The organism is Marinilabilia sp. (assembly GCF_016278715.1).
Taxonomy (GTDB): domain Bacteria; phylum Bacteroidota; class Bacteroidia; order Bacteroidales; family Marinilabiliaceae; genus Marinilabilia.
This window is the reverse complement of record NZ_JADQBH010000107.1, coordinates 1-16,174: the sequence shown is the minus strand read 5'-3', so window position 1 is coordinate 16,174 and position 16,174 is coordinate 1. Positions and strand designations below refer to the sequence as shown.

17 protein-coding genes are annotated in these 16,174 nt (G+C 40.7%); 13 read left to right on the top strand and 4 right to left on the bottom strand.

Annotated elements, in window-relative coordinates; all coding sequences use genetic code 11:
- The coding region (locus QZZ43_RS06505) for a DEAD/DEAH box helicase (protein WP_291857223.1) at positions 1-1,205 on the bottom strand (1,205 nt) is incomplete at its 3' end.
- Between the two features lie 694 nt (positions 1,206-1,899).
- Here QZZ43_RS06505 and QZZ43_RS06500 point away from each other — a divergent pair.
- From QZZ43_RS06500 to xylE, 4 genes are all read left to right on the top strand, one after another.
- On the top strand, positions 1,900-2,913 hold the full coding sequence (locus QZZ43_RS06500) for a GntR family transcriptional regulator (RefSeq protein ID WP_291857221.1): 1,014 nt from the start codon (positions 1,900-1,902) through the stop codon (positions 2,911-2,913).
- A gap of 69 nt (positions 2,914-2,982) precedes the next feature.
- Positions 2,983-4,467 carry an FGGY family carbohydrate kinase gene (locus QZZ43_RS06495; RefSeq protein ID WP_291857219.1) on the top strand — a complete coding sequence of 495 codons (1,485 nt, stop codon included), beginning with the start codon at positions 2,983-2,985 and terminating at the stop codon, positions 4,465-4,467.
- A gap of 6 nt (positions 4,468-4,473) precedes the next feature.
- Positions 4,474-5,799, top strand: coding sequence for a xylose isomerase (gene xylA / locus QZZ43_RS06490; RefSeq protein WP_291857217.1), 1,326 nt, complete (start codon positions 4,474-4,476; stop codon positions 5,797-5,799).
- 159 nt (positions 5,800-5,958) lie between these two features.
- Positions 5,959-7,344, top strand: coding sequence for a D-xylose transporter XylE (gene xylE, locus QZZ43_RS06485; protein WP_291857216.1), 1,386 nt, complete (start codon positions 5,959-5,961; stop codon positions 7,342-7,344).
- A gap of 51 nt (positions 7,345-7,395) precedes the next feature.
- Here the strand turns inward: xylE and QZZ43_RS06480 are convergent, their stop codons facing one another.
- Positions 7,396-7,800 carry a DUF134 domain-containing protein gene (locus QZZ43_RS06480; protein ID WP_291857214.1) on the bottom strand — a complete coding sequence of 135 codons (405 nt, stop codon included), beginning with the start codon at positions 7,798-7,800 and terminating at the stop codon, positions 7,396-7,398.
- Positions 7,801-7,917: 117 nt separating this feature from the next.
- On the opposite strand from QZZ43_RS06480, the gene QZZ43_RS06475 reads away from it, so the two are divergent.
- The 5 genes from QZZ43_RS06475 (at position 7,918) to QZZ43_RS06455 (ending at position 10,831) form a co-directional block, all read left to right on the top strand.
- Positions 7,918-8,328: a hotdog domain-containing protein gene (locus QZZ43_RS06475; protein WP_291857212.1), complete on the top strand. Its 411-nt coding sequence runs from the start codon at positions 7,918-7,920 to the stop codon at positions 8,326-8,328.
- A gap of 80 nt (positions 8,329-8,408) precedes the next feature.
- Positions 8,409-8,600, top strand: coding sequence for a DUF5320 domain-containing protein (locus QZZ43_RS06470; protein ID WP_291857210.1), 192 nt, complete (start codon positions 8,409-8,411; stop codon positions 8,598-8,600).
- Between the two features lie 124 nt (positions 8,601-8,724).
- Positions 8,725-9,063 (top strand): NifB/NifX family molybdenum-iron cluster-binding protein, encoded by a 339-nt coding sequence (locus tag QZZ43_RS06465; RefSeq protein WP_291857208.1) that lies wholly within the window; start codon positions 8,725-8,727, stop codon positions 9,061-9,063.
- Positions 9,064-9,179: 116 nt separating this feature from the next.
- Positions 9,180-10,385, top strand: coding sequence for a tRNA 2-thiouridine(34) synthase MnmA (gene mnmA / locus QZZ43_RS06460; RefSeq protein ID WP_291857206.1), 1,206 nt, complete (start codon positions 9,180-9,182; stop codon positions 10,383-10,385).
- 17 nt (positions 10,386-10,402) lie between these two features.
- Positions 10,403-10,831 carry a hypothetical protein gene (locus QZZ43_RS06455; protein WP_291857205.1) on the top strand — a complete coding sequence of 143 codons (429 nt, stop codon included), beginning with the start codon at positions 10,403-10,405 and terminating at the stop codon, positions 10,829-10,831.
- A 50-nt stretch (positions 10,832-10,881) separates the two neighbouring features.
- Here the strand turns inward: QZZ43_RS06455 and QZZ43_RS06450 are convergent, their stop codons facing one another.
- Positions 10,882-11,316 carry an OsmC family protein gene (locus QZZ43_RS06450; RefSeq protein WP_291857204.1) on the bottom strand — a complete coding sequence of 145 codons (435 nt, stop codon included), beginning with the start codon at positions 11,314-11,316 and terminating at the stop codon, positions 10,882-10,884.
- Between the two features lie 273 nt (positions 11,317-11,589).
- Between QZZ43_RS06450 and QZZ43_RS06445 the strand changes: the two genes are divergently transcribed.
- The 4 genes from QZZ43_RS06445 to tilS all read left to right on the top strand — a co-directional run bounded on the left by QZZ43_RS06445 (position 11,590) and on the right by tilS (position 15,861).
- Positions 11,590-12,081 carry a metallophosphoesterase family protein gene (locus QZZ43_RS06445; RefSeq protein ID WP_291857203.1) on the top strand — a complete coding sequence of 164 codons (492 nt, stop codon included), beginning with the start codon at positions 11,590-11,592 and terminating at the stop codon, positions 12,079-12,081.
- A gap of 376 nt (positions 12,082-12,457) precedes the next feature.
- A complete protein-coding gene (locus QZZ43_RS06440) occupies positions 12,458-13,090 on the top strand; it encodes a peroxiredoxin (RefSeq protein WP_291857201.1) in 633 nt (210 codons plus the stop codon).
- Positions 13,091-13,229: 139 nt separating this feature from the next.
- Positions 13,230-14,561: an anthranilate synthase component I family protein gene (locus tag QZZ43_RS06435; protein WP_291857199.1), complete on the top strand. Its 1,332-nt coding sequence runs from the start codon at positions 13,230-13,232 to the stop codon at positions 14,559-14,561.
- Entirely contained in the window at positions 14,542-15,861 is a 1,320-nt protein-coding gene (gene tilS / locus QZZ43_RS06430) for a tRNA lysidine(34) synthetase TilS (RefSeq protein WP_291857197.1), read from the top strand. Before QZZ43_RS06435 ends, tilS begins: the two co-directional genes overlap by 20 nt.
- Here the strand turns inward: tilS and QZZ43_RS06425 are convergent.
- Positions 15,851-16,174: aminomethyltransferase beta-barrel domain-containing protein (locus QZZ43_RS06425; protein ID WP_367221322.1), on the bottom strand; the 324-nt coding region annotated here is incomplete at its 5' end. The two genes, tilS and QZZ43_RS06425, sit on opposite strands and share 11 nt — an antisense overlap.

Below are 16,174 nucleotides of genomic sequence, written 5' to 3'. Positions count from 1 at the left end.
TCCTCAAGTTCAGAAGAAGGAAACATTTGTTCATCAAAATCGGAAATTACATCCAGGTAATTGGACAAACGGCGTGTGAAAACATCTTTTCCCTGTGGAATCATCTCACGGGTAAATGTTGTCCTTATTTGTTTCTCAAGCATTTTGATTTTTCGTTGTTCGCCGGGAGTGATAATGGCCATTGATATGCCTGATTTTCCTGCGCGGCCGGTTCTTCCGCTTCGGTGCAGGTAATTCTCCGGATCGTCAGGCAAATGATAATGTATTACGTGTGTCAATTCGGTAACATCCAGTCCTCGTGCAGCAACGTCTGTGGCTACAAGTATTTGAAGGTGTTTTTTGCGGAAACGGCCCATTACCAGGTCTCTTTGTCCTTGCGACAGGTCTCCATGCAGCGAGTCTGCGTTGTACCCGTCGGCTATCAATTTGTCGGCAATGTCTTTAGTCTCCTGGCGTGTGCGACAAAATACAATACTGTAAATATCGGGATGCATATCTGCAAAACGGCGCAATGCCGGATAAAGGGTAGGAGGCGATGTGACCATATATTTGTGGTCAATATTTTCTGCTACCTTATTTTGGCTCGTTACGCTGATTTTGTGAGGCGTGTTCATATATCTGCCTGTCATTGACGCAATATCAGGAGGCATGGTTGCCGAGAACAGCAATGTCTGCTTCATGGCAGGAGTTTGAGCAAGAATGGCATCCATCTCATCTTTAAATCCCATTTTCAGCATTTCATCTGCTTCGTCCAAGATAAGGAACCTGACTGATGAAAGGTCCAGCTTTTGCCTGTTGATAAGGTCATTGACTCGTCCCGGGGTTCCGACTACCATGTGGCAGCCTTTTCTGAGTGCTCCAAGTTGGCGGTAAATAGGCTCTCCTCCATATACCGGAACAATAGTAATGTCAGAGTTGTTGCTAAATCGGTTGAGGTCGCCGGTTATCTGAAGACATAATTCCCGTGTAGGACAAAGAACAATGCTTTGAATTTCTTTTTTATTGGTCTCTATTTTATTGAGAACCGGAAGTCCGAAAGCTGCTGTTTTCCCAGTGCCTGTCTGTGCCAGGGCAATCAGGTCATTGGTCGATTCCAGAATGTATGGAATTGTTTCTGCCTGAATAGGGGTAGGTGTTTCAAATCCCATGGCTTCGAGGGATTTTAAAATTTCGGGCTTCAACCCGGTTTCTTTGAATGTAATCATAAAAAAAAAATTAGAGCTCACTGTTTCAGTGATGCAAATTTTATAAGATGGACACGAAATAGTTGTCTTGCTGGAAAATGACATAATAAACTCCATAATACCTGCGGTATAATGTTATCAGGTATATCCTTGTCCATTAGGTAATCCTAATGTGACCTTAAAATCCCAAAATGTTTCTTTGATAGAATTTGCAGAAATGCGTACAACCAAAAAAGAAACGTGTTCCCAGTAATGAGTTTCACGTTTTCACAACCTGCCCATCTTTTTTGGTTGAATTGACGTGAAGTATTAAAATATCCGAACGGTCAGATTAAAATCAAGTTGTCCGGTCTCTGTTGTTTTGTTATCTGAATTGCAGGTTATTTGTGTTTCCTGCTTTATTTACCGTTTAAAGTAATATTGGAATGACAAAACTTCAGTTGGAAGTTAGAGCTGTCGGCGCTTTCCTTCCATTAAATCGCTGCAAATGTAGTCTCTTTATTTGTTTTATTACTGTGTATTGTCTTTAATTAATGAATTTTAACCACAAAAGGCATAAGCCATTAGAAATAGTCAAAAAAAAATATTAATATTAAGTTTCACTAATACAATTGTTTAAGTTTAGTTCTTATGTATGATGAAATTTTTTTAATGAACATTTTATTGTTGTTCATATAAATAAACTATATTTGCACTGTTTACATACCAGAACAGAATGGCTGAAAATAATAAAAATATTGAGTTTAAGTATCTGATTGATAGCGCTTCAGATGTTCCCAAATTTCGTCAATTGGTGGAATCTGTAAATAATGCGATATCAGAAAAAAAACTTAGTATAGGTGATCATTTACCATCAGTAAATCAGGTTTGCAAGGAGTATAATCTTTCCAGAGACACTGTCTTTAAAGCTTATTCGTTGTTAAAGGAGCAGGGCGTTATTGAGAGTGTTCCAAATAAGGGATATTTTATTGCAAAAGAAATCAGAAGGGTTTTCTTATTTCTGGATACTTTTAAGGCTTATAAAGAAGTTCTCTACGATTCATTTTTCAAAAATTTGCCGAAAAATGTCATTGCTGATGTTCATTTTCATCATTATAAACCTGATGTCTTTAAAAAGCAGATAGAGGAAAGCATTGGCAAATATGCTAAATATGTTGTTATGCCTTTTGATGATGCTTCCATGGAAGATGCGCTTGGGCTTATTCCTCCTGAAAAACTGCTGCTGATAGACTGGAATATCTTTTCATCAGAAGATAATAATGTTCTATATCAGGATTTTGGCCGACCTCTTTTTGAGGAATTTGAAAAAGCCCTTCATTTGATGAAGAAATACAACCATTTTCAGTTCGTCTATCCCGAATACACCAATCATCCCTATGAATCGGTGACTTATTTTATTAAATTCTGCAAAAAACACCACATCAGATATGATGTTCTAAAAAACAGTGATTTATTTGATATTAAGAAGGGGGTTGCTTATATTAGTGTGAGTGACCGGATTTTGGGTAGATTTTTGGAGCAAACACGGGAGAAAAATCTTGAGCCCGGAGAGGATGTGGGTTTTGTTTCGTACAATGAAACTCCGATGAAAAAATTTATCTATAAAGGGATTACTGTTTTATCTACCAATTTTGCCGAAATGGGTATGAAAGCTGCTGAGTTTGTCGCCAATGATGAACCAATGAGGCTTTGTATTCCTACAACGTTACGTATCAGAGAATCCTTGTAGTAAAGACGGAATGAATTTAGAAATTGAATATTATAATTATAGTATCTAACCAGAACAGAACAGAGTAAAATGAAATACACACTTGGGTTTGACATAGGAAGCTCCTCCGTAAAGGTAAGTCTTCTGGATATTGACAAAGGAACGAGTGCCGCATCTGCCTTTTTTCCTAAAACAGAAATGGCTATTTCCGTTCCGCAGCCGGAATGGGCAGAGCAGGCTCCGGAAGATTGGTGGGCAAATATTAAAAATGCCCTTAAGGAAGTTTTATATACCGCCAAGGTTAATGTGGCTGACATAAAAGCTATTGGAATTACTTACCAAATGCATGGTCTGGTAGCTCTTGATAAAGATGGAAGTGTGGTCAGACCTTCCATAATATGGTGCGACAGCCGGGCTGTTTCTTATGGACGTGAAGCATTTAAAACTCTTGGAGAAGACTGGTCCTTGAACCATTTGCTCAACTCGCCGGGTAATTTTACTGCCGCTAAACTAAAGTGGGTAAAAGAGAATGAGCCCGAAGTTTATGAGCGAATCGATAAGATTATGCTTCCGGGTGATTATATTGCTTATCGTCTTACCGGCGAGAAGAATACTACGCTTTCGGGTTTGTCGGAAGGTATTTTTGTAGATTTCCAGACTGATAACATCTCCAAAGAACTGCTTGAGTATTTTGGTTTTTCTGAAGATTTAATTCCTGAACAAGTGGGAACGTTTGCCCCCCAGGGAAAGTTGAAAGCTGATGTTGCCTCGGAACTGGGGTTGCCTGCGGGTATTCCTGTTTCTTACAGGGCAGGGGATCAGCCCAATAATGCGTTTTCTCTTAACGTGCTGGAACCCGGTGAAGTAGCTGCTACTGCCGGAACATCAGGAGTAGTTTATGGAGTAAGCGATCAGTTGGCTCCCGATTCTAAATCCCGGGTTAATACTTTTGCCCATGTTAATCATACTGCTCAACAAAGGCGTCTTGGAATATTGCTCTGTATCAATGGAACCGGAATTTTGAATGCCTGGTTGCGACAGAATACTGCTAAAGAACTGGATTATCCTGAAATTAATGAAGTGGCGATGCAAGCGCCTGTGGGTGCTGAAGGCTTGCGCTTCTTCCCTTTCGGAAATGGTGCAGAAAGAGTGTTAGAGGACGTAAACCCCGGCGCGGTACTTAAAGGATTGAACTTTAATATTCATAAACAACCTCACTTGCTCAGGGCCGGACAGGAAGGAATTGCTTTTTCTTTTAAATATGGTATGGACATTATGGCTAAGATGGGTGTGGATACGAAGGTTATTCGCGCCGGTAAAGCCAATATGTTCCTGAGTCCGCTGTTCCGTCAGACACTCTCTAACCTTGCCGACGCAACTATTGAATTGTATGATACCGATGGTTCGCTTGGTGCTGCCCGTGGAGCCGCTGTTGGTGCAGGCATCTGGAGCAGCCCTAAAGAAGCATTTGAAAATCTGACACGTTTGGAGGTTATTACACCAGACCCGGATAAAGAGACCATTAAAGAACATTATCAAGATTGGAAACAACATTTGAATAAACTATTAAAATAAAACACAATGGATGTATTAATTGGAAAACAAGAGTACTTCCCCGGGATAGGGAAAATTAAATTTGAAGGTAAAGATTCTAAGAAACCTTTGGCTTTCAAATGGTATAATGAGGATGAGGTAGTTGCCGGAAAAACAATGAAAGAGCATTTCAGATTTGCACTTTCATACTGGCACGCAATGACCGGTGACGGTGGTGACCCGTTTGGTGGTGGTACAACCGTATTCCCATGGGATGCTTCTTCAAGCGTTGAAGAACGCAACAAGAATCGTATGGATGCAGCTTTTGAATTCATGACGAAACTGGGTATGCCTTTTTGGTGTTTTCACGATATTGATGTGGTAGAAGATGGTTCTGTTGGTGATATTGAAAAGCGCCTTCAGACTATGATTGAATATGCCAAAGAAAAGCAAAAAGCTTCAGGTATTAAGTTGTTGTGGGGTACTGCCAACGTATTCAGCAATCCTCGTTACATGAATGGTGCCGGAACCAATCCTGATTTTGATGTTTTGGCTCATGCCGGAACTCAGATTAAAAATGCCATTGATGCAACAATCGCTCTTGGTGGAGAAAACTATGTTTTTTGGGGTGGTCGCGAAGGTTATATGTCTTTGTTGAATACTGATACCAAGCGTGAGAAAGATCATCTGGCTCAGTTGTTGACGCTGGCTCGTGATTATGGCCGTAAGAACGGTTTCAAAGGGACTTTCCTTATTGAGCCTAAGCCGATGGAGCCAACCAAGCATCAGTATGATTTTGATGCGGAAACTGTTATTGGCTTCCTTCGTCAGTATGGTCTGGACAAAGATTTCAAACTGAATATTGAAGTAAACCATGCTACTCTGGCTCAGCATACATTCCAGCATGAGTTGCAAATGGCTGCCAATGCCGGAATGCTCGGAAGCATTGATGCCAACCGGGGTGACTATCAGAACGGCTGGGATACAGACCAGTTTCCAATCAATATTTATGAGACCATTGAAGCAATGCTTGTGATTCTTGAGACAGGTGGTTTCCCGACAGGTGGTGTAAACTTCGATGCCATGCTTCGTCGTAACTCAACCGACCGCGAAGACCTCTTCATTGCTCATATCGCTGCAATGGATGTGTTTGCCCGTGCCTTGAAATCAGCTGACAAAATTTTGTCGGATTCTGATTACAAAAAGATGCGTGCAACACGCTACTCTTCTTTTGATAGTGGTAAAGGGTCAGAATTTGAAAATGGAAAGTTGACTTTGGAAGACCTCCGTAAGATTGCTCTTGATGCAGGTGAACCTGCAATGACAAGTGGTAAGCAGGAGCTTTACGAACAGTTGATTAACCTGTATATCTAAATCGTGCCGCAGATTTTTCTATAATAAAGGGAGGCGACGCTGTTTTTTACAGTTGTCGCTTCTTTTTTGCCGTGAGATTAATTGTTAAGATTATCTAGTTATTGAAAATTATTGTAGTTTCGTAGTGTATTTTATAAACTAAGTATAAAAAATATTTTCATGGAAGGACAAAATAAGTTTTATGTCATAGCCATTACCTTGGTTGCCACACTGGGAGGATTGCTTTTTGGTTATGACACAGCTGTTATTTCAGGTGCTGAGAAGTCCGTACAAGCTTATCTGATCGAAAGTCAGGGATTAAGTACCCTGGTTCATGGAATTACCACTTCAAGTGCATTGATTGGTTGTATTATAGGGGGACTTATTTCCGGCATTCTTGCTTCAGCTTTTGGACGGAAAAAATCACTTCAGTTGGCTGCCATTCTGTTTTTTTTGTCAGCACTTGGTTCCGGTTATCCTGAATTTTTGTTTTTTAAAGCTGGAGAACCAACCATCGGATTGCTGGTGATGTTCAATTTTTATCGGGTACTTGGTGGTATTGGCGTAGGTCTCGCTTCTGCTATTAGTCCCATGTACATAGGAGAAGTTGCTCCTGCCAACATACGTGGAACACTCGTTTCACTTAATCAGTTTGCCATTATTTTTGGAATGCTTGTAGTCTATTTTGTGAACTGGGGAATTTCCCACGGGCAAACTCTGGAGTGGATTAATGAAGTGGGATGGAGGAGAATGTTCCTTTCAGAAACATTACCTGCCGGATTGTTCGGACTGCTGCTTTTTCTGGTTCCCGAAACGCCCCGATATCTTGCTTTAAACCATCAGGATGATAAAGCCCTAAGTATTCTAAGCCGTATCAATGGTAAAGAAATGGCCCGTTCCATTATGAAGGATATTAAAAACAGTGTGGAGCACCATTCCGGAAAACTTTTTTCTTTTGGACGTACGGTGATATTTGTAGGAATATTGCTTTCCATTTTTCAGCAGTTTGTTGGTATTAATGTGGCGTTGTATTATGCTCCCCGGATATTTGAAAGTATGGGGGCTGAGAAGGATGCTTCCATGATGCAAACAGTAATCATGGGGCTCGTAAATGTGGTGTTTACAGTAATTGCAATTTTCACTGTTGATAAGTGGGGCCGGAAACCGTTGTTAATTGTGGGTTCCTCAGGTATGGCCATTGGTATGTTTGCCATTGCAGGTCTGGCTTATTTTGATGTTATTGGAATCAGCACTTTGGTATTTATGATTGTTTATACCGCTTCATTTATGATGTCCTGGGGCCCTATTACCTGGGTTTTGATATCTGAAATATTTCCAAACAGAATACGGGGTAAAGCCGTGGCGATTGCTGTTGCAGCTCAATGGTCTGCCAATTACCTGATTTCATCAACCTACCCGGCCATGATGGAATTCAGCGGTGCAATGACTTATAGTTTTTATGGTATTATGAGTGTATTGTCGCTTCTTTTTGTATGGAAGTTTGTTCCCGAAACTAAAGGAAGAACTTTGGAAGATATGGAAGCTCTCTGGGAAAAGAAGAAGTAGAAATTGACTTTTATAGAATAAAAAAACCGGCTTCATCTGAGGCCGGTTTTTTTATTTTGGATGATGAATATTTGTAACCTGATTGGAATGGCAGTCGGGACAATTACTCACCGGATTTGGAGCTGTGGTTAGTTTGGAGCATTTGGCACAACGCACCCAGTAGTTTTCTGATATATAGGTTCCGCCTTCAATCAGCAATGCTTTGCCTTCTACCAGCGCTTTGGCCATCGTTTTTCGGGCTTTTTTGTATATACGCGTAAATGTAGGTCTGGAAACATCCATTTTCGCAGCGGCCTCTTCCTGGTTCAAATTTTCATGGTCGATTAAGCGGATGGCCTCATATTCTTCAAAAAGCAATATTACTTTTTCCAGGTTTTTCATTCTTACCCCATAGGGCTTGAAACCGTCCATGAGCGGTGGTGACTGAATTTTTCTGTTGCGTCGTTGATTCGGCATTCGCTTATTTTTTGTTTTGCAAATATATGGAAATTCATCGAATCCTATTGTTGTAGTAGTGAACTATTGTTCTTTGATTCAATTTTTTGACTATTTTTGCGTCCAAAATTTGGTTTTATGTCACATCAGGAATTTTTTCGGGGAGCTGAAACGCGACAATCAAAGGTTGTTTTCCCGGGTACATTAAATGCCAATGAAACCCTCTTTGGTGGAGAACTCATGAAGTGGATGGATGAGGTAACTTTTATTTGTGCTACACGAGCTACCAGGCAGCGCATGTTTACTGCGAAAGTTGAGAATCTGGAGTTTATTTGTCCGGTAAAAGAGAATTCTATTGTAGAAGTGGTTGCCAATGTAAAAAAAGCGGGTTCTGTTAAGCTGGAAGTGGAGGTTCAAATTTTCAGTGAACCTCTTTATTCCTCCGAGCGCCACCTCGCTGCAAAAGCTGTTTTTGTAATGACTGCATTAAATGAAAAAAATAAAGTTACCAGACTTTCCTTGCCGGAATTAATACATTCTTTTGAATAAAACTTCAAAAAAATTTGCTTTTTAAGTGAACATTTGTTCACTTTGTGTGGAAGTAGTAATTAACCATTAAAAAACAAATTATGCCAGGAGGAGACAAAACCGGACCCGTGGGAAAAGGAGCACGTACCGGAAGAAGCAAAGGTTTTTGCAGTGGAAATAACAACCCCGGATTTACCAATGATGAAGATCGGCGTGGTTTAGGTCGTCGGACTGGATTGGGAAATAATGGTCGTGGACGCGGTAGTGGAATGAAAGGCCGCGGTAATTCCTGAAAAAAAAAGAATTTCAGTGCTTGCTTAATGATTGATATCAGCCGGCCGTTTTTCATTTATTTCATAGCGTTTTGGTTGAATTCGGCCGGTTGTTTTTTTGATTTTTAATAATTAAGAGTAGAATATGGAACAAAGAATCGCAATTCCAGTTGTTAACGGACTTTTGAGTGCTCATTTTGGGCATTGTCAGTTTTTTTTTATTGCAGATGTGGTCGATGGAGAGATTAAACAAACCAAAGAGGTTTCTCCTCCACCGCACGAACCAGGGGTAATTCCCCGTTGGTTAAGTCAGGAAGGGGTTAATGTTGTATTGGTTGGTGGAATCGGACAAAAAGCGGTTGATCTGTTTGTGCAGTTTGGAGTACAACCTGTTATCGGTGTTTCGGAGAAACAACCGTTAGAACTGATTAATGATTTTGTTTCTGATAAATTGGTTGTGGGGGCTAACCAGTGCAGCCATTAATGATTTTGTTTGTTTACAATTGGTTGAAACGAGATTCTTTTCTAAAGGATCCCGTTTTTTGTTTGTGCTGTTAATCGGAACAAAACCATTAAATTTGCAGTTCAAAATTAAGATGAATGATAAATCAAAAGAAGCGTGTAGTAGTTGGTCTTTCGGGAGGTGTTGACTCCAGTGTGGCGGCTCGTGTTTTGCAGGATCAGGGATACGAAGTCATTGGACTTTTTATGAAGAACTGGCACGATACCACCGGGGTGCTTGAAGCTGATTGTCCCTGGCTTGATGACAAATTCGATGCGGAGGCTGTTGCCCGTAAACTGAATATTCCATTTCATTTTGTTGATCTGAGCAAAGAATACCGGGCCAGAGTGGTGGATTATATGTTTTCGGAATACGAAAAGGGACGTACACCAAACCCGGATGTGCTTTGCAACAGGGAGATCAAGTTTGATGTTTTTATGGATAAAGCATTCGAATTGGGTGCTGAATTCGTGGCAACCGGGCACTACTGCAGGAAAGAGACCATTCAGACCGAAAACGGGGAGATGCACAGGCTTCTTGCAGGATCTGATGGAAATAAAGACCAAAGTTACTTCCTTTGCCAGCTCAACCAGAAGCAGTTGTCCAAGGCACTTTTCCCAATTGGGGAGATGGTAAAACCTGAGGTGCGAAAAGTGGCTGGTGAACTTAAACTGATTACTGCTCATAAAAAAGATTCTCAGGGTATTTGTTTTGTAGGAAAGGTTGATTTGCCTGTTTTTCTGCAGCAAAAGCTTGAGGCAAAAAAGGGTAGAGTGTTTATTATTCCCCCCGATTGTGAGCTTTTTCAGCGGGAATGGGCAAAGGCAGATGAAGAGGCCGACAATGAAGTGCTTGAGGAGCTCTCAGTTGCTTATCCCTTTCATCCGCGATATGGAGAGAGAATAGGTGAACATAACGGTGCACATTTTTATACTATTGGCCAGCGAAAAGGTCTTGATATTGGTGGTTTTCAGGAACCTCTTTTTGTCCTTGGCATCAATGTCGATTTCAATCAGGTGTTCGTAGGAATGGGAAAGGAGCATCCGGGGTTGTTTCGAAAAGTATTAAAGATCAATAATGAGGAAGTTCACTGGATTCGTCCTGATCTGGCTTTGAAAGATGGAGAGTCCCGGCGGCTGAAAGTTCGTATCCGGTATCGTCAACCGCTACAGGATGGTGTGCTGATTAAGAGAGAGAACGGAATGTTCATTGTTTTCGATGAAGCACAGCGGGGAATTACTGCAGGCCAGTTTGCTGCATGGTACCAAGATGCTGAACTTACCGGATCGGGGGTGATAGCATGAAAAAGTACGACCCACAGATGCATACAGCCGAGCATATTCTGAATCAGACCATGGTTCGTGTGTTTGGAATAGAGAGAGCTTTCAGTAGTCATCTGGAGCGAAAAAAATCTAAATGCGATTATATTTTTGACAGGTCACTTACACACGATGAAGAGAAGAACATTGAAAGACAAGTAAACGAACAGTTGAAACGGCATTTACCTGTTGAAGAGCATTGGCTTTCGAAGGAGGTTGCTGAGAAGAATTACAATCTGAAAAAATTACCGGAAGAGGCTGAGGATGAAATCCGAATTGTGACCATCGGAGATTATGATGTATGCCCCTGTATTGGAGCTCACGTGAAAAATACTTCTGAAGTGGGAGAGTTTGTTTTCGTTTCAACCTCGTATGAAGCAGGAGTATTGCGTATCAGGTTTAAGTTAAACCGGCCGGAGGTTCTTAATTAGCTGAAAAATGAGCACACGGTGAATTGTATTACCGTGTGCCCTGCAGTTCTTTAAACCACTTCAACTTTAATAGGGGTGGTGTTGGTCAGGTTGTCATTTACAGGACAACGAGCCTCCACTTCATCAATCCATTTTTTCAGTTGCTCGGGACTTGCCGATGTGTCAGGCTTTACCTGAAGTCTGATTTCCTGATATCCGGCTCTTGCATCTGTTGGTTTGCCGAACAATTTGTCGGGATCAAGGTCACCATCCAGATTAATCTCCAGTCCTTTGAGGTCAATGCCCTGTTCCTTAGCGATGATGTGTCCCATTACATTAATACAGCCGGCATATCCGGCTAAAATATATTCAACCGGATTGGGGCCGTCATTGGTGCCTCCAAGATTTTCCGGTTCATCAATAACTATTTCAAAATTACGTGCTTTGGCAACGAATTTTGTGGGGTTTTCATTTTTCCCGGTAATTGAGAATTTTGCTTTTGCCATTGGTGATTTTTTGTTTTTTAAAATTGTTTCTCTAAGCGATCAATGAATTTTTATTAATCTCTGCTACTGTTTTTCATATGTATGTCCGAAAAAAATTTGATATTCGGTAATACATTACCAAATATCAAATTAAAGAATTTTTTCTTGAAAGGGCATAGCCGATTTAGAAAAATTAGACTATTAAATGCTTTTTATACTTTTGTATAATTTTTTTTTTTATGGTTATTTTTTTGCGGATGTGCCGATAAAATGTTGATAATAAAATTAATAGGTGTGATAAAAATAGGTTTGCTATCTGATACACATGGATTTTTGGATCCACGATTTTTTGAATTATTTAAAGGGGTTGATGAAATCTGGCATGCCGGAGATATCGGTAACGAGGATGTTCTTAACGACCTCGAAATCTTTAAGCCGTATCGTGCAGTTTACGGTAATATTGATGATTGGAATATTCGCAATCGAACTACTGAAGATCAACGGTTTCAATGTGAGGGACTAAAAGTCTGGATGACACATATTGGCGGTTATCCGGGAAAATACTCACCCCGGATAAAGCAGGATTTATTTAAGTACCTTCCCGGGTTGTTTATTTCAGGACATAGTCACATACTGAAGGTAATGTTCGATAAGAATTTGAATTGCTTGCACATTAATCCCGGAGCTGCTGGTAAGTCGGGTTTTCATCAGGTCAGAACTGCTGTTCGTTTTGCCATTGATAAGGGGGAGATAAAGAACCTGGAAGTGATTGAGCTGGGCAAATGAATCGATCTCCGGAGGGTGTCACATAAAAATCGTCCCTTCCCGTTTCGATTTAGAGTATAGAGCTACATCGTTCAACTTTTCGACAAGGATACTATCGTTATAAGTTCTGTCGATAAGGTATAAATATTTAATAGGGTAAAAAAGTACCGAATTAATTTGGAGTAAACTTCTCTTTCTTAACTTTGTTAAATAAAATAATAGAGAAACAATAGTCCGATAAAAAAGCTTAAATGCAGAGACGCAATGACGCAAAGTTTATATTAAGAGTGAATTGTGGTTTGCTTGCCTGGCTTAGTAATGAATTAATTATAAGATATTTGCAAGGGCTTAACGGAATATTGATAAATTAAATTGTAAACAAATAAAAACTTAAACTATGTCTGTATTAGTAGGAAAAAAAGCACCTGAATTTTTAGCTCCGGCAGTGGTGAACGGAGGGGAAATTGTTGAAAATTTTTCACTTAAACAGTACGAAGGAAAACAATATGTTGTGTTTTTCTTTTATCCTGCCGACTTTACTTTTGTATGTCCAACAGAAATTGTTGCCATGCAGGAGAAACTGGCAGAATTTGAAAAACGTAATGTTGCCGTGGTAGGAGCGTCAACCGATCAGCAGTTTAGTCACTGGAAGTGGTTACAGACTGAAAAAAACGATGGCGGAATCAAAGGAGTCAAGTTTCCTTTAGTGGCCGACAGTGCCATGACTATTTCAGAAAACTATGATGTGTTGGCCGGTGAGTGGGATTATGATGAAACCGGCAAGGCTGTTTTTAATGGCAATCCTCAGGCGTATCGTGGTCTCTTCCTGATTGATAAGGAAGGTGTTGTTCGTCATCAGGTTGTAAATGATATGCCACTGGGGCGTAATGTCGATGAAGTGTTGAGAATGGTTGATGCTCTGCAATTCTTTGAAGAAAACGGAGAGGTTTGCCCGGCTAACTGGCACAAAGGTGATGAAGCGCTTCAAGCCACTCAGGAAGGTATTGCAAACTATTTAGGGAAAAAATAGGGATTATTTTAATCTTGTTTCCGAAAGATTTTTTTTACCATTTGATTTTTTGGATTATAGCTTTTAAAGAGGCTGCTCGTTTGGGTAGTCTCTTTTTTTGTCTTTTGGAATAGAGAATTTTACGGTTAAATTTGCACCCATGCGTAAATGGTTTTCTTTTTCACCCGGAGAATATTCAGTCAGGTTTGAAAAGCGACTATACCAGTTGGTTAGTGATTATGAGCATGTTGCGGTGTTGACGGATAAGTATCCATTTTACAACGGTCATGCACATCAATATCATGAGTTTGAGCTTCTGGCCGGTTTTGGAGCTCTGAATGTTTTCGATGAGGATATTTCGGGATTATCTGCCTCTGCCGCATCTTTGGATGATTGGTTGCTGGGGTACTTCTCTTATGATTTGAAAAACGATTTTGAGTCTTTCTTGTCATCCGGGAACCAGGATTCTGTGGGATTTAAAAAATTTAGTTTTTTTCAGCCACGTTTTTTGATCCGAAAAATAAATGACACCTGGTCTGTGGGCTATCAGACCAATTGTGACACCTACAAGGATGCAGAAATGTTTGTCGAAAAAATTCGGCAAAAAGAAATGCCGGAAAATCCCGAACTTCCTGAAGTTAATTTTCAGTCCAATGTTTCAGAATCGGAATATCTGCGCACGGTTGAGAAATTGATATGGCACATTCGAAAAGGGGATGTTTATGAAATCAATTATTGTATAGACTTTTTCGCCAAACATATTGGCCTTGATCCTGCTCTTGTTTTTTCTGATCTTTTGGAGGTGGCTCCAATGCCATTTGCCGTTTTGCTGCGTCATCAAGATGCTTTTCTGATGGGAGCTTCACCTGAACGTTACTTGAGAAAAAGAGGTGCCCGGCTTATTTCTCAGCCCATGAAAGGTACAGCACGCAGGAATTCAGATATTTATGATGATTACCAGGTAATGAAAAGTCTGGCAGATTCAGATAAAGAACGGGCCGAGAACATTATGATTGCCGATTTGGTCCGTAACGATTTGTCACGTGTAGCGGCACGCGGAACAGTGAAAGTGGAGGACCTTTGTTCTGTTTTTCCTTTTCCGGGGGTTTATCAGATGATCTCCACCATCTCTGCCCAGATTCACACTGATGCCAACTGGTTAGATCCTGTAAGATGCAGCTTCCCCATGGGGTCCATGACGGGGGCGCCAAAAATAAGGGCGATGGAACTCATCGAAAAATATGAAAAGTCGAGCCGAAGTCTTTATTCTGGCGCAGTCGGGTATGTTACTCCCGAGTTGGATTACGATTTTAATGTAGTCATCCGTAGTTTTTTGTTTAATCAGAATTCTGGTCATCTTTCTTATACAGTTGGTAGTGCCATAACGGATGTTTGCAATCCGCATGAGGAATATGAAGAATGCCTTTTGAAAGCAGAAAGACTGCGGAAACTCTTTAATAAAAATGTTGAGTATGATTCCTTCAGGAGTTGATAAAATACTAGAGAAGTATCAGGTTATGCCATCAGATCGGATTCTGGTTGCACTGAGTGGGGGTGCTGATTCTATGACCCTGCTGCATGCTCTTTCGACTTTAGGCTACAACTGTGCGGCAGCGCACTGCAATTTTCATTTGCGGGATGAGGAATCAGATGAGGATGAACGTTTTGTAGTGGATTATTGTCTGGGAAGAAACATTCCTCTTCATGTAAAACATTTTAATACCAGGGAAGAAGCTGAAAAAAAAGGAATTTCTATTGAGATGGCAGCACGGAACCTTAGATATCAATGGTTTTGGCATCTGGTTGAGAAGGAGAATTTTTTGTGGCTTGTCACCGGGCATCATGGTGACGATATGATTGAAACATTTTTTCTGAACCTGGCAAGGGGCACCGGTGTTCGTGGTCTTCGGGGGATGCGTGAGTGTCACAATGCATTAATCAGGCCCCTTCTTGCTTTTCGGCGAAAAGAGATTGAAACTTATTGTCATCAAAACGGAATACCGTATAGAACAGATACCTCTAATTTTGATACTGCTTTTCAGAGGAACAATATAAGACACAATGTATTGCCGGTAATGGAAATGCTCAATCCTTCGTTTTTTTCAACAATGATGAGGAATTTCTCCAACATTGATGATGTGTGGCAGGTTTTTCAAAACAGGGTGGATGAAATTAAAGATCAGATATTGGCGCGCGAAGGAGAACATCTGTTGATCCCAATCAGGTTAATCAATGACCTCCCGCAAAGGGAGTCGGTTCTTTTTGAAATCTTAAGACCTTATGGCTTTAAAGGTGCAACCATTTCCGAAATCATAGAGAGTTTCGATGGAATCCCTGGCAAACAGTTTTTCTCACATAGGTACAGGCTGGTGAGGGACAGGTACAATCTGATTTTGGTTCCGCTTGAGGACCATGAAGAGGAGGTGATTTATATTGAAAATGGTCAGGATGAAGTGACCGGGCCCCTGAAGGTGAGAATAAAGCAATACGAAATAGATGAGAGTTTTATATTTTCACGCGATCCCCGGTGCGTGCATCTTGATGCTGATTGTGTTGATTTTCCGCTTCAACTTCGTCATTGGGAGAGGGGTGATCTGTTTCGTCCTTTGGGAATGGTACAGTTCAAGAAACTGAGTGATTTCTTTGTGGATGAGAAACTTTCCCGAATTGAAAAGGAGAAGGTTTGGCTGCTTTTGTCGGGTGAAGATGTTGTTTGGGTGGTTGGACACAGAATTGATGATCGCTATAAAGTGACTTCGAAAACCAAAAATATTCTGGAATTCAGGATTTAATGATGCTTCCTCCAATGACTTTGTCTTTCATGTAAAAAACGATGCTTTGGCCGGGCGTTATGGCCCAGGCCTCTTCATCGAAATCTACTTTCAGCCCGTTTTCACAAATGGTGATGGCCCCTGGCAGGGAGGGAACTTTGTCGATTCCACGCACCCGGATATCCACCCGATATTTTTGGTTGGATGATAAAGCAGGGGTGAGGTGAAAATCTGAAAGCAGAAGTGTTGAAGTTGAAAGTGGGGCTGATTTGGAAACTATAATTTTGTTGGTTTCCGAATCCATTTGTTTAACAAAATAGGCTTTGTCGGTAAG

Coding starts and splice junctions, on each gene's coding strand:
- QZZ43_RS06450 (WP_291857204.1), bottom strand. CDS start 11,316: ATGGCAAAAGCAAAATTCTCAATTACCGGGAAAAATGAAAACCCCACA.
- QZZ43_RS06470 (WP_291857210.1), top strand. CDS start 8,409: ATGCCAGGAGGAGACAAAACCGGACCCGTGGGAAAAGGAGCACGTACC.
- QZZ43_RS06465 (WP_291857208.1), top strand. CDS start 8,725: ATGGAACAAAGAATCGCAATTCCAGTTGTTAACGGACTTTTGAGTGCT.
- QZZ43_RS06495 (WP_291857219.1), top strand. CDS start 2,983: ATGAAATACACACTTGGGTTTGACATAGGAAGCTCCTCCGTAAAGGTA.
- mnmA (WP_291857206.1), top strand. CDS start 9,180: ATGATAAATCAAAAGAAGCGTGTAGTAGTTGGTCTTTCGGGAGGTGTT.
- QZZ43_RS06435 (WP_291857199.1), top strand. CDS start 13,230: ATGCGTAAATGGTTTTCTTTTTCACCCGGAGAATATTCAGTCAGGTTT.
- tilS (WP_291857197.1), top strand. CDS start 14,542: ATGATTCCTTCAGGAGTTGATAAAATACTAGAGAAGTATCAGGTTATG.
- QZZ43_RS06500 (WP_291857221.1), top strand. CDS start 1,900: ATGGCTGAAAATAATAAAAATATTGAGTTTAAGTATCTGATTGATAGC.
- xylA (WP_291857217.1), top strand. CDS start 4,474: ATGGATGTATTAATTGGAAAACAAGAGTACTTCCCCGGGATAGGGAAA.
- QZZ43_RS06455 (WP_291857205.1), top strand. CDS start 10,403: ATGCATACAGCCGAGCATATTCTGAATCAGACCATGGTTCGTGTGTTT.
- xylE (WP_291857216.1), top strand. CDS start 5,959: ATGGAAGGACAAAATAAGTTTTATGTCATAGCCATTACCTTGGTTGCC.
- QZZ43_RS06440 (WP_291857201.1), top strand. CDS start 12,458: ATGTCTGTATTAGTAGGAAAAAAAGCACCTGAATTTTTAGCTCCGGCA.
- QZZ43_RS06480 (WP_291857214.1), bottom strand. CDS start 7,800: ATGCCGAATCAACGACGCAACAGAAAAATTCAGTCACCACCGCTCATG.
- QZZ43_RS06475 (WP_291857212.1), top strand. CDS start 7,918: ATGTCACATCAGGAATTTTTTCGGGGAGCTGAAACGCGACAATCAAAG.